General features: G+C 56.6%; 11 protein-coding genes. 4 read left to right on the forward strand and 7 right to left on the reverse strand.

The features are described from left to right. Positions 1-13: 13 nt before the first annotated feature. From ACR0AO_RS12925 to ACR0AO_RS12955, 7 genes are all read right to left on the reverse strand, one after another. A complete protein-coding gene (locus tag ACR0AO_RS12925) occupies positions 14-2,311 on the reverse strand; it encodes a phage tail sheath family protein (protein WP_480604152.1) in 2,298 nt (765 codons plus the stop codon). A gap of 613 nt (positions 2,312-2,924) precedes the next feature. After that, positions 2,925-3,290 (reverse strand): hypothetical protein, encoded by a 366-nt coding sequence (locus tag ACR0AO_RS12930; RefSeq protein WP_480604154.1) that lies wholly within the window; start codon positions 3,288-3,290, stop codon positions 2,925-2,927. A gap of 108 nt (positions 3,291-3,398) precedes the next feature. Next, entirely contained in the window at positions 3,399-4,349 is a 951-nt protein-coding gene (locus ACR0AO_RS12935; protein ID WP_480604156.1) for an AraC family transcriptional regulator, read from the reverse strand. 641 nt (positions 4,350-4,990) lie between these two features. Further along, positions 4,991-5,344, reverse strand: a complete 354-nt coding sequence (locus tag ACR0AO_RS12940; RefSeq protein ID WP_170738391.1) for a phosphate-starvation-inducible PsiE family protein — start codon at positions 5,342-5,344, stop codon at positions 4,991-4,993. Positions 5,345-5,504: 160 nt separating this feature from the next. After that, positions 5,505-6,293 carry a transporter gene (locus tag ACR0AO_RS12945; RefSeq protein ID WP_170400928.1) on the reverse strand — a complete coding sequence of 263 codons (789 nt, stop codon included), beginning with the start codon at positions 6,291-6,293 and terminating at the stop codon, positions 5,505-5,507. Positions 6,294-6,333: 40 nt separating this feature from the next. Then, a complete protein-coding gene (locus tag ACR0AO_RS12950) occupies positions 6,334-7,344 on the reverse strand; it encodes a DUF1254 domain-containing protein (RefSeq protein WP_170717655.1) in 1,011 nt (336 codons plus the stop codon). A 17-nt stretch (positions 7,345-7,361) separates the two neighbouring features. Continuing rightward, on the reverse strand, positions 7,362-8,417 hold the full coding sequence (locus ACR0AO_RS12955) for a DUF1214 domain-containing protein (RefSeq protein ID WP_170431627.1): 1,056 nt from the start codon (positions 8,415-8,417) through the stop codon (positions 7,362-7,364). Between the two features lie 479 nt (positions 8,418-8,896). Here ACR0AO_RS12955 and ACR0AO_RS12960 point away from each other — a divergent pair, with 479 nt between their 5' ends. The 4 genes from ACR0AO_RS12960 to ACR0AO_RS12975 all read left to right on the forward strand — a co-directional run. Then, entirely contained in the window at positions 8,897-9,970 is a 1,074-nt protein-coding gene (locus ACR0AO_RS12960; RefSeq protein WP_480604158.1) for an AraC family transcriptional regulator, read from the forward strand. A 68-nt stretch (positions 9,971-10,038) separates the two neighbouring features. Continuing rightward, a complete protein-coding gene (locus ACR0AO_RS12965; protein ID WP_253282656.1) occupies positions 10,039-10,785 on the forward strand; it encodes an outer membrane protein in 747 nt (248 codons plus the stop codon). 89 nt (positions 10,786-10,874) lie between these two features. Further along, the gene (locus ACR0AO_RS12970) at positions 10,875-12,215 is read left to right on the forward strand and encodes an alpha/beta hydrolase (protein WP_480604160.1); all 1,341 of its coding nucleotides are present in this window, start codon (positions 10,875-10,877) and stop codon (positions 12,213-12,215) included. Between the two features lie 288 nt (positions 12,216-12,503). Continuing rightward, the coding region (locus ACR0AO_RS12975; protein WP_480604162.1) for an IS110 family RNA-guided transposase at positions 12,504-12,972 on the forward strand (469 nt) is incomplete at its 3' end.

Below are 12,972 nucleotides of genomic sequence, written 5' to 3' on the forward strand. Positions count from 1 at the left end.
TTCGCTCCTCTTGTTAGGTCGGGCTTTGCCCGGCGATCTGCTGGATCGAAATGACGACAAATTCCGCAGGCTTCAGCGGCGCGAACCCCACGTGAATATTGACGATGCCAAGATCGATGTCCGCCTGTGTGGTGGTCGAGGAATCGCAGCGCACGAAATAGGCGTCCGACGGTTTTGTCCCCTGGAACGCCCCTTGCCGGAAAAGAGTGTTCATGAACGAGCCCACCGCCAGCCGTATCTGCGCCCAGAGCGGCTCGTCATTGGGTTCGAACACGGCAAACTGGGTTCCGCGATACAGGCTTTCCTCGATGAACAAGGCGGTCCGGCGAACAGGGATATACTTCCACTCGCTGGTGCGGGCATCCGCCCCGACAAGCGTGCGAGCACCCCAGCTGACAGTTCCGAAGACCGGGAACGTGCGGAGGCAATTCAGCCCCAGCGGGTTCAGAACCCCGTTCTCGGGATCGGACAGGACATAGTCCAGCGCCTGCACCCCGTTCAGCCCTGCGTCGATTCCGGCAGGCGCTTTCCAGACGCCGCGCGCATTGTCCGTTCGCGCCCATAGCCCTGCCATCAGGCCGGAATTCGGAAATGATCGCAGCCGCCCGTTCTGCAGCGGATCGGCAAGGCGGATACGCGGGAAATAGGCGGCGGAGTTGGTGCTTTTCAGCGACGAATTCGCCCCGTCGTTGACCCAGTCACGCGCTTCGTCAAGCGTGTCCACGTTGGGATCGATATCGACGATGATCATCGCGCGTCGCTCTTCGCAATAGGCGATGGCCTCGGCCAGAACCGGAACTTCGAAATTACCGGGGATGGTGAAGATGTTGAAAAGGTCCGCCTCTTCCAGCGCGTACATCCCTGTCTTTGCCGCGCGGCTGCCGGTGAAGAACGTGCCTGCACTCGGCGGAATACCATCGCTGCCGCCCAGCCCGGCAACCTGTGCGGCCGAGCTTTGCCCGACACCGGGCTGATAACCTCCGATGTTGGCAAGGAAGGTGTCATCCGGGGCCGCAGCCCCGCCGGTAAGGCCCAGTTCGGCGGCGCCCGCTCCGGCAAAGGTAAAGGCCAACCCCGGTACCGCGGTGCCGGGGCGGACCACGAGGGTATCGTCAACGACATCCACCAAGGCTCCGGAAAAGGCGGGCTCGGAACTGGCCACCAGAGCGGCCTGTATCTGCGCCCGGGCTTCACCCATACTAGCCGGAACCGGGTTGAGTTGGTGGGTCAGCGATTGAATGGTCGCACCGCTGACTGCTCCGGCCGCGTCGAGGGCGACCAGATTGACGGTAACAGGATCGTTCAGGGCGATGGTCAGTGTCGAAAAGTCGGGAATTCTGTCGCCGGTTGTACCCGAGGCGGCGGGGCGGGTTTCGCGGGCGCCGGCTATTTCGCGACCGCCATTGACGACGCCTAGGCCCAGTACCGCCGCAACGTTCTGCGAGGCCGCGTTCCGGAACACAACAGACGACCGCCGACCCGGATCGCCGGAAACCCCGGTCAGGACCCCGCCTGTGTTGTTGCAGACAAAACCGGTCACGCCGTCAATGGCGTTCACGCGGTCCTGAATCCGCTGGCGCAGGTCTTCGACCGTGGCCAGGTCATTCGCTCCGTCAAAGAGCCGGATTTCGGTCGAGGGGCCGCCGTCGATCGAGACATTCAGCCGCCGTGTATCTTCGGTCAGCGCAGCAACATCGCCGTCGGCCAATGTGACCGAACTTTCCGAGCTTCCGGCCAGAGTGCCCGGAAGATCGCTGTCGGCAAGTTCAATCAGATCCGAGGCGGCGTTCACGGTATCTGCCGCATAGGTCGCCGCGCGATCGTTCATCGACAGGTTACGATGGGTTTCCGTGCGTAATGCAACCAGGCGGCCATTGCGCTCGCCCATTTCTGAGACCGTAAGGTTGAAGCTGTTGACCGGATCGGCGGTATCATAATCCACAATCAAAAGCAGCGAATTGCCCCAGATGCCTTCGCTTGACGCCTCGGCCGTCAGCGTGACTGCGCCGCCGGTCGTTTCCAGCGAGACCGAGGCGGCAGCGGCGTTCTCCGCCACGCGCACGATCCAGCAGGTTCCGCCGCCGTTGAGGAAGAAATGCTGCACGGCATAGGACAGGTCGCTGTCCACATTCAACCCGCCAAAGATGCGTTCGAAATCCCCATAGTTGAAGATTTGCCGGGCCTCGTCGACCGGTCCACGGGCGGTGTAGCCGACAAAAGCGCCAATGGCCGTGGGAACGCCGGCGATGGCACGGGCACCGCTTGGAACCTCCTGTATGTAGACGCCGGGGTAGGAAACGGAAACGGCCATGACCAATGCTCCTCGTTTGGAATGAATGCACAACGCCATCGCCCCGGCCACACGGACCAGCACCTTCCGACCGGACGATCGGCCAACTATCAGGTTTTGTCAGTCGTTCAGCATCTGTGTTCGGCGTGGACCACGCCGAAACAACTAGAAATACATTTAATGCCCTTGAATTAACTGTTTCCCCCGCTCCGATTCGAGTCAAGGGAACCAACAAATTAGGCGGATTCCAGCGCATTGGCCGAATATGAACTGTAATCAGAGGTTGAGTGGTATGATGTCCCGCCTCGGAGCAAGCCGGGCGACATGCAGTACGGCCATCGGTCCGGGCATGGGCGCATCAGCACCGGCTGTCTGCATTTGGGACATCCGGCCCCTGATGAAAATTGGTCGATTTCCGAACGGCTCGGCACTGGTACCAATGAGGTTCATTCCGTCCGTCCGGCGGACATGTAGATGGATCTTTTCTGGCCGCCGGCCTCCGATTGAGCCGACCTTCGGCCTGATCGGCAACCAGTCACGTATTGCGCCGATCCGGCACGATTGAATCCGCAAGAATTGTCAAAACCGCGGCCGGTCAGGGCCGCGGTGTTCTCAAACAGCTTCAGCATTCTAGTCAGGCGACAACGCTTTCCTCGGGCGCACTCAGCGAAATCACCGCCACGACCGCGATGCCGTTGAGCCAGTAAAATGCCGCATCGAGACCGGAAAACCCGAACAGGCTGGGCGCGAACAGGAATGTGATCCCGACCAGCAGATCCACCGCCAGATGGAACTTATACGGCAGAACCCGCCAGACGCCCAGATGGTGATCGGTCAGAACCGTCAGAACAAAGGCCGCCATGCCGGTTACAACCGACAGCCAAAGCGCCATTGGATTGGACTGACCCAGCCCCAGCAGGAAAGGCAGCCCGATCAGGGCGAACGCGACCGGGTAATCAAGATAGGCATGGATATTGCGGGTGACGAAACGGATGGACATGAACTTTCCTTTCTTTGATCGATGTACATCAAAGATAGAGGCCGTCCTCCGAACGATTGAGCCTTGAACGTTCAGATTACATTGCTGTTCGTTCAAAGATAGGCCGCATCAGTGCATCGCCTTGTAGGCCGCCGGCGATACGCCGATCTGTTTCTTGAAAACGCGCGAAAAGGCCGCCTCCGAGCTGTATCCGGCCTCGGCAGCGGCATCGGCGACATTCCAGTGGTTCTCGACCAGCCCGTGGCAGGCGATCTGCATGCGCCATTCCGTCAAGTATTGCATCGGCGTGGTGCCCACCTTCTGCGCAAAGAGCTGCGCAAACGCGGTGCGCGACATGCCCGCTTCGCGCCCCAATGTCTCGACACTCCAGTCGTGGGCGGGCGCGCGGTGAAAAGCTGTCAGCGCGCGGGAAATCCGTTGGTCCGCAAACCCCGCGAGTGCGGTCTCGGTGGGGCTTTGATGTTCAAGATAGGCCCGGATGGCCTGGGCAAACAGAACTTCGGACAGCTTCAGCGCAATCAGGTCACCCCCGATCCGGGCACCGTTCACCTCGGATCCGATCATACGCAATGTCGCCTCGATCCAGGCCCCGGCCTCCTCGCCGTAGTTCTCGATCAGGATATAGGGCGGCAGGCGATCGATCAGCATGTGGCCCGTTCCCTTGCTGCCTGGCGCGCCGGAAAACGAGAAATGGCCGCAGATCAGCTGCGTATCGCGTTCCTCGTCCGCGCCGCCATAGATCAGAACCCCGTCGCCCTTGTACCCGGCCAGATCCAGAACCCGATCCAGCGGCAGTGCGTTGATCGGCTTCACCTCGTTGCACAGCAGGGCGTGCGCGGCCCCATGCGGGATAAGGACCAAATCCCCCTGCCTCAGCCGCAGGGTTTCGGCAGTCGAAGAAATATATACTTTCAACTCTCCGCGCTGCACGAAATGAAACCGTGCCACGTTTTCATAAGCAGGCACCTTGATCCCGAACGGTGGCGTGAATGAGGTCCGGAAATACAGGGTTCCGCGCAGGGAAAGGCGGGTCAGGATATCACTGAGAAGATCTAACATGAAGCCAAGATAGGCGCGCGCGGCAATTCATCCATATTACTGAACGATCTGCATGATATTTTGTCCGATCAGTTCTATTCGCCCGAGCGTGAAAAGCTGAACCTACGCAATTTCGCGCCCATCTTCGAAACCAAGCGGACAAACGCGAATGGTGCCGAACGGCTTCTGCTTCTATTTTGGTCCTGAAGCCAAAGTCTACCGGAGGCTACGGCGTGGGGACGGCGACTACATCGAACTGGAGCGCGATCCTGGCACCTGGCTGGGTTTTGGACGTGTCCATTGCCAAGGCATCTATGGGCTCAGAGTCGCCATGCAATGCCGCGGCGTTTTAACGGTTTTGTTTGAGAAGTCGCCCGTGATGACGGCCCATTCCTGCCGTTGGCCAACGGGACAAGATGCTGCGGTCGCAGCCCGCATAGCGGTCGTTCGCTGCGATGGCGAAATGAAGGGATTGGGGAACTAGCGCTCTGCGGACAAAGGGAACTTTCACCGGGCAGGTGCCAAGGTCTGCTTCCGGATTTCTTTAAGATTTTCGAGCGTTTCTTCTTTGGCTGAATAAGGAGGCGATTGCGGCTTCAAAAAAACACTAATGTCGGCGATCTCGCTTATGCCAGCGTCGATACAGGCGTCCTTTGAAATATCTACTTGCCACGCCACAGCAACCAATACGTGACACCAAACGCCAGACCGAGTCCAGAATACCCAACGAAATAAAGCGGCTCCAGGTCCGTCGTATCGAGTGTAATGACCTTTCTGGCAACGGCCATCAGGGCAGTTGCAACTACCAGCTTCACATGTATGACATCGGCCGTCAGGTAGAGCGTGACATTCGTGTAAATCTCGATAGCGATCAGCACAACAAGCGCGGCCGCAAAAACCTCCAACAGAACACTGACGTCAAGAATCAGGGCCGGTGGACTTACAAGCTTGATGTAGAACGAGTAACCGGCGTCGATGACGGCAAATCCGATCACAACGACCATGAACAAAGACATCACCCGAACGGCGTGTCGAATGAGCCGATTGCAGCTTCTGACAATCAGATCCTAATGGTCAGGGTCAAGCTCGACATGCGCTTGCGCATTGCGTTGCATCTGATCGGCCATCAAGACCTCCCTATTTTCGACGTTTCATAAAAAGTTCTTCAGCCAAACGTCAGCGCCCTCTGGGCAAGACGACCTGAGCCTGCAAACGCAAGCGAACGCCTTCGGCACCCACTTCGGGCGCTTCGAGCCAATAGCCCGCCCCCGCTTGCAGATTGACCGGCAGCGCCCCCCATTGGACCAGCTTGGAGACCGAAGCGTTTATAGGCACAGCCCAGGCATCAGTTTCCCAGTCATAGGCGCTTTCGCTTTGCAGCGAATAGGTCCACGCGCCTTCGGTGGAATAAGCAAGAAAGGGCTGGACAAAACTCACATTCGTGGGGGTGTCGGGGTTGCTTTCTAGATCCCACAGATGATTGGCCAGCGCACCATAGGTCCACGGACCGGTCTGTCGCAGTGCAATGCCGGTGATCCCAGCAGCCCATGTATCACTCGATACGTCGCTAAAGGTTGGAAAGCGCACAACGGGACCCACGCCCCACGTTATGTCCCCGGTTCCGATTGGCGAGAACCACGCAGAGAAAAGGATATCTCCGAACCCCTCCTGGCGTGTGCCCGGCACAACGTCTTCCTGCCAGATGTAAGGAATGATAGTTCGGGTGATCAGGTTAAGGTCATCGTTCAGTTGAAAGGGCACGACTGGTTGAAAGTTCAGCGTGGTGCGCGAGCCCTGATCAGAGACGCCCAGATTTTCATCATGGTTCAATTGAAACGGAACCGAGACGATTGCCGCAAGCGGGTTGGCCAGTTCCTGGGCCAGATCGGATGCCTCGTCTGCAACGGTTGTGGTTCCGGCACTGGCTGCAAAAAGCAGCCCCATAAGAGTATGGGATCGACGCATAGCCGTGTACTCCTTTTGAAATGCAGGTTGGGCGAGCGGCCTAGTTGATCGGCTCCAACTTCGGGAAGGTCCAGTTGCCGTTCAGGATTGCATCCTCCGGCTCATAAAGGCGGATCGCATAGTTCCAGCCCGAAGTGATCGGCAGACAGTTCACGCGGCCATCGTCGCACCCACCGAAATGCAACGTGACCGAGCCGTCTTCTGCTGCTTCGGCTGTGTAACCGTTGTAGCTGTTTACGCCCAGATCATTGGCTTCCAGAAAGCCGTCACCGTTATAGACAGTCACCGACCAGAACGCCCGAACCGGCACATCCTTGACGGTTACCGCATGCGGTGTTTCGCCGTCATTCTGATCGACCGCGTCCAACAGATAGATCGCGGCCTCAGGCGGAAGACCGCCCCAACCCGAGAACGCACCGACCAGAAACTGAACCGGATCAATCTCGTCCTTTGTTCTGCCAAAGGCGCGGGCTGAATCGGTGCCCAGCAAGGATAAATCGTTTATCGCCTGACGCGCAGTGGCAAGTTGTTCGGTGTTCCAGTTGGGCGCGTCAAACGGGCCCGTTCCACCGCCGCTGACGACAATTCCATCCTGTGCCGCTTGCGCGGCGGCAATATCATCCGGGTCAGTCACATCGACGAATGTGCGAAACGCGATGAAACCAAAGCGCGTACCAAGGTCTTCCTGTGTGATTTGATACGTGCCGGGCTCTGCCTCGGCATACATGAAGTGGTCCTGATTGATGACATGCATCGAGATATAGCGGCCATCCGCTTTAGGCAGTGTCACTTCGACGGGTTCGCTCAAATCCAGCAGAACGCCGGAGTAGAGCGTGTCCTGGTTCATGCGGATGACGGGCTGGTTATCCGGTGTGGTGGCTTCGCGCATATGCCCCAATTCGCCAACAGCGAGGCCGAGATTGGCCATGTTGGTCCGAAACATGTGATCTGTCTCGGCGCGCACAAGGGTGTCGACGGTCACATCGACCATGTCTTCGGCCCAAACGCCTGTCGGGAGTGTAAGCGCGACTGTCAGAAGAAGCTTTTTCATCGTAAGCATCCTGTTGTTCAGTTTGCGGGTTCTACGGAGGGGAAGACCCAGCTTCCGTCGATGACCTCTGGGCCCGGCTGATAAAGGCGCACGGCATAGTTCCAGCCATCCATGATCGGGAGACAGTTCACACGTCCGTCGTTGCAACCGCCGAAGTGCACGGTCACACTGCCATCGTCATTCTTGGTGCCTGAGACCGAGTTGACCACATACGTGTCGAGGGAATTGAGTTCAAAAAACCCGTCTGCATTATAAAGGCTCACGGACCAGAATGCGTTCACTGGCACATCCGCCGGGACCTGGATTTTGTATTCCCCAAGCGGCAGGCCGGGCTCGATATTAAGATAAAAGGCCTCGTCTTCTGGCAGCCCACCAAAGCCGACTGCTGTGCCAAGGAAATGGCGTAATGGGTCTACATGATCTGCCTTACCAAAAGTCCGGACGCTGTCTGTGGCGAACCTGCCCAGCTCAATTGCGGCTTGGCGCAGCGCCTCAAAGCTCTCCGCGTCGTAATTGGGCATTTCGAAGGGCGTTGCGGAGGCAGCATCAATGGTGAACCCGTCCTGAATTGCATTGACCGCCGCAACATCCTTGGGGCTCTCGGCATCCACCAGTATTCTCATGAAAACAAGTACGTAGGGGGTATGGAATGTACCCATGTCAAGCTGGAACACACCGCCACCGTCGAACACTTCATTGATGAAATGATCCTGATTGACCACCATCGTCGTCATGTATCGGTCGCCCACATCGGGCAGAGTCAAGGTTGCGCCTTGGCTGATATCAATAACCGCAACGCTGTAGAGTGTGTCGCGATTCATCCGAATGGTGGGCTGATTGTCGATGGGGGTGGGTTCTTTGAAGTGAAAGAACTGATTTACGCCTCCGGCCAGGCCATTGTACGTCTTCAGTTCATTGTCTGTAGCAGCCCGAACAAAGTTGTTTATGGTAATGGGCACTTCGTATGTCTCAGCAAGTGCATCGACCGTGGTATCAAAGCTCTGAGCGGTCGCTGTGCTTCCAATCAGGACAGCTAAAGCAGCAAGTTTCCAGCGTTTGTGCGTGAGATTCATAGTTTGCCCGCTCCACTAGCCAATTACAGAAATGCATTGCTTGATGGTCCCGGCACCTGATCAAAAGCGCATTCTCACGCCTCTCATTTTGTTGTTTTTTAAAATGCTACAATTGGAGCCTTGGCCATCTCTCTCCAACAAACCACAAAGTTCGAATGTATGCCCTGACAGATTGGAGCGACCGCTTCCGAAAACTGGTTAAAAATGACAGGTAGCGATAGCGTTTCGGCCAACAACTAGAAACTCTCTTTGCATATTGACCCGACGGCGGTCCTATTATTCGTGTGGTGATGTCAATCTCTTAGAGCGCACTCTCTGCGGGTAGCGTGGTTCAATTCGATTGAGCCCCTACCAGCGGGCACCTGACTTTTTTACCTCAAAAAGTGACTTCCGCTTTGACGCAGGTCAGGGACACAGAGCCGCGCTGGTCTATGCTTGACGTGCCCGACCTTTCAATTGCGGGGTCTTAAGGAGCTATGATGACAGGGCATGACGCACATGCTCAACACAGAACACCGCCGCTTACACGCGGGCGGGTTATCGTGCCGCTTTTGCTTGCGTTTCAAGAATCCGGTCAATCTGTAGAAAGTCTCCTAGCGGAATTCGATCTATCCTTCTCGGAATTGACCGCTCCGAGTTGTTTCATTCCGCACGACACTGTCTATGCCGTGTTTGAAGCCGTCGCACAAAAGACATCCCCAGACTTTCCAGCACTTGTTGGTCAAACTTCAGATCCGACCGTTGCATCCCCATTCGGACAGGCCTTTCGCGTAGCAAAGTCGCTGGCCGATTTCATTGCCAGGTTTTGCGTTCATGCGGGAAACAACACAAACGCGGTCACCATGACACTCGATGTCTCTGGAGAGTTCGCCGTGCTGTCCGCCAAACGCAGGTTCACGCCATGCTGTTCGCCCGCCTATATGGATGCGTTTCAGATCAGCCGATGGGCTACGTTGCTGCATGAAACCGCAGGTCAGCGTTGGGAAGCAAATAAGGTTCTTGTGCGTGTGAACCGTCCTGATCTGCTCCCGTCTTACTTCTACGGTATCCGGGCGGTAGGTGCGGGCTCAGACGGGTATTCCATCCGCTTCCCAAGTGCCTGGCTTTTGTTTGAACTGGTTAACCGAACCGCGACCGAGTACGTGTTGACCACTCAGGACGAAAAAAACCCTGTACCTACAGACTTGTTGAGTTCGATCCAAAGCGTTGCCAACTCAAGGGTCGGGCGCACGGACTTGTCGGCTACGGCGCTCGCCAAGGCATGCGGTTTTCGAGGCGCGGTTCTCAACCGACGGCTTGCTGTCTATGGGACATCACTGTCGCGCATCGTCATCGAAGCCAAATGTGACCAGGCGAAACATCTGCTTTCCAAGTCTGAATTGTCGGTGGGCGATATCGCTGATCATTTGGGATACTCTGACGCGACGGCCATGACACGGGCCTTCAAGAAATGGACGGGTCAAACACCGTCAGAGTTTCGCGCCCGTGAAATGAATAGCGTTAAGGCATCTGTTCCGATACTCGACCCGGTCGAATGCGATTGTGAAACGTAACAGGACAACGGCGCGGCCCATCTTTTGCCGCGCCTCGAACTCGGGATAGGCAAAGGGGGGAGCGGGCCATGGCGTGCTTAAAAATACGGTGTATCGCAAGCAGTTTTCTGGTTGCGGCGACGATGCTGCCCGGCGGATCAACAGCAGTGGCACAGGACTCCGACTGGAGTTTTTCCGGCAGCTTCTACATCTACGCGGCGGACACCAAGACAACCATTGGATCGCTGGAGTCGGAACTCAGCTTCAGTGAAGCGGTTGAAAACCTTGATCTGGCATTCATGGGTACACTTGAAGCGCGAAGTGGCCGGTGGTCGCTGATCGCGGACTACATGCGCACAGACCTGTCCTTTGACAATGACACTCCCGGCCCGGTGTTCAGTGGCGCTGAAACCAGTCTGAAGACGCAGTTTTTAAGTGGATATGCCGCTTACACGGCCTATCAAGACCAAAACCTGGCCGTCGATCTCGGTGGCGGGTTTCGCTGGTTTGAGACGAGCAGCACGATCACTCTGGTCGGCGGCCCCACCCCGGCACCAAGTTCCAGTGCCAGCGACGATTGGATAGACCCTCTGATTGCGGCCCGTATCCGGTATCAGATCAATGACCGATGGTCGGCCGTTGCCTTGGCCGACTATGGTGGATTTCGCTCAGATCGCGAAACCGCACAGTTTTTGGCAACGGTAGGTTATGCGATCGCTCCAAAGTGGAATTTGCGCGCAGGTTATCGCTACATCATGGTCGACAAAGGTGAAGTTGACAGCAGGTTCAAGCTCTCACAATTCGGACCCGTGTTGGGTGTGACCTACAGCTTCTGAGTAAGGGCATTATGCGAAAGGCGGCCATGCCGAACACAAACAGGTCTGTAGTATCGAAGTTGCGCCAAGGCGCGAGCAGCGGTGCCGACATGCTTGGGACCGACAATTGCAGCCGGATGCGAACAGTCGGACAAAGGCAATTCAGAAAAGGAACGACGAGGCGACTGATTGCCAGAGCTTTGCCTGCGGCAACCGTGTGTTCGTTCTGTGTCCTCGCTGCCTGCGGGCCAAACATCTATGACGAAATTGAACTGATGCCCTCCCCAACGGTCTATGCCGAGGCTGCTTTTGACCCTTACAAGGACATCACGGAAGACAATTTCGTGCAGCGTTCGCAGCTATTCTACGCTACAGATCGGCTGCCCGCGGTTCCCGGCGACCCACAAGCCTATTACAACAATGAGCGCGGTCACATTCTGCGTACCGGCATTGCCGAAGTGCAAAGCAACCCCCCATTGGCGACGTTGAAAAAGCTTCGCCACGTTACCATGACGCGCGACCGCGCTAAGGACTACACGCTCAGCTTGTCTGACGTACAAGAGATTGGTGTCATGCCGTTCAGTGTCACGCGCTACATGAACGATCCACCTTCGCAAAAGGAGATGAAGGCAGCCGGACTTCGGTTTGCCCAATGGATTGACGATCACCTTGCAGCCTCTCGCAACAAAGACATTTTCATCTATGTCCATGGCTACAATGTCGATTTTGATTACTCGACCCTTGTCTCCAAAGAGTTGCAACACTTTCTGGGCTATCAGGGCGCCTTCATCAGCTACAACTGGCCCGCTACACCCAATCGCTTGGCGTATTTTCGGGATCAGGAATCTGCATTGGCGACGCGCCGCAATTTGCGTTCTCTTGTCGAATACTTGTCGGCAAACACCAACGCCCGGCGCATTCACCTTATAGGATACAGCGCAGGCTCAAGGCTCGCATTTGAAGCCGCCTATCAGATTGCTTTGCGGCCTGGGCCAAAGCCGCGGCTGGGGCAGTTGATCCTGATCAGCAGCGATCTTGATCGAAGCTATTTCTTGCAATCAATTGAAGACGGCCTTCTGGATGCCGTTATAGGTGTGACACTCTATCAATCGCAGACCGATTCAGCGCTGGCGATGTCACGGTTGGTCTTCGGCCGCGACCGTCTGGGTCAGGTTTCCGATGAAGCAATAAATGGGTCTCTGTTCCAGCGCCGACTGTCTGAGATGAAAACCCTACATATCATCGATGTGACCGAGGCCGAAGCAGCCGATACAGGAAACGGGCATTGGTACTTTCGGTCTTCGCCCTGGGCCAGCAGTGACCTGTTCATTTCTCTGCTTACAGACCGAGATCCTCAAGCGCGCGGGCTTGTGCGTGCTCCGGGCGAAGCTGTCTGGAGTTTTCCATCGAATTATCCGCAGACACTGCAACGCTTTCGAAATGGCAGCTAGTACTGGGACTCCAGTGGGTCAGAACCATTAGAACCAGTTTCTGGATTTAATCTATGAGCCTGACAACGCACCTAGAATGCTCAACGCAAAGCTGACGTTCGAGCAACGCGCAGCATCGGTAGAAGTGGGCTCACTGCCGACATTGGATCGATCGCAGGATATTCCTCGAAAAGGAACTCGACCCGAGCAGGGATGGCCCATAAGGGATGAGGTGGGTGGCTCCTGCTCCACCGGCATCGAATGTGCCAAAGTGCAGTTATCAACGACTGCTAGGAAAGGAGCCACCCAATGACAGTAAAGACCGTCGGCCTCGATTTGGCCAAGGACGTTTTTCAAGTGCACGGCATTTCTGAGAACGGCCGGGTTATTTTCAACAAGCCGATCAAGCGCGCGAAGCTACTGGCCTTTTTTGAGACGCTTCCGCCCTGCGTCGTAGGCATGGAAGCCTGCGGTTCATCCCATCATTGGGGCCGTCAGCTGCGCACGCTCGGCCATGATGTGAAGCTCATGCCCGCTGGTTACGTCAAACCGTATGTGAAGCGAGGCAAGAACGACGCGGTTGATGCGGAAGCAATATGCGAGGCAGTTCGACGCCCGACCATGCGCTTCGTCGAGATCAAGACGGAGGACCAGCAAGCTATCCTCTCGATCCATCGCACGCGCGACCTGGCCGTCCGGCAACGCACTCAACTGGCCAACATGATCCGTAGCTTGTTGCGTGAGTTTGGGCACATCCTGCCGATCGGAATTGAAGCGG

It is taken from the genome of Ruegeria sp. AF8 (assembly GCF_056541825.1).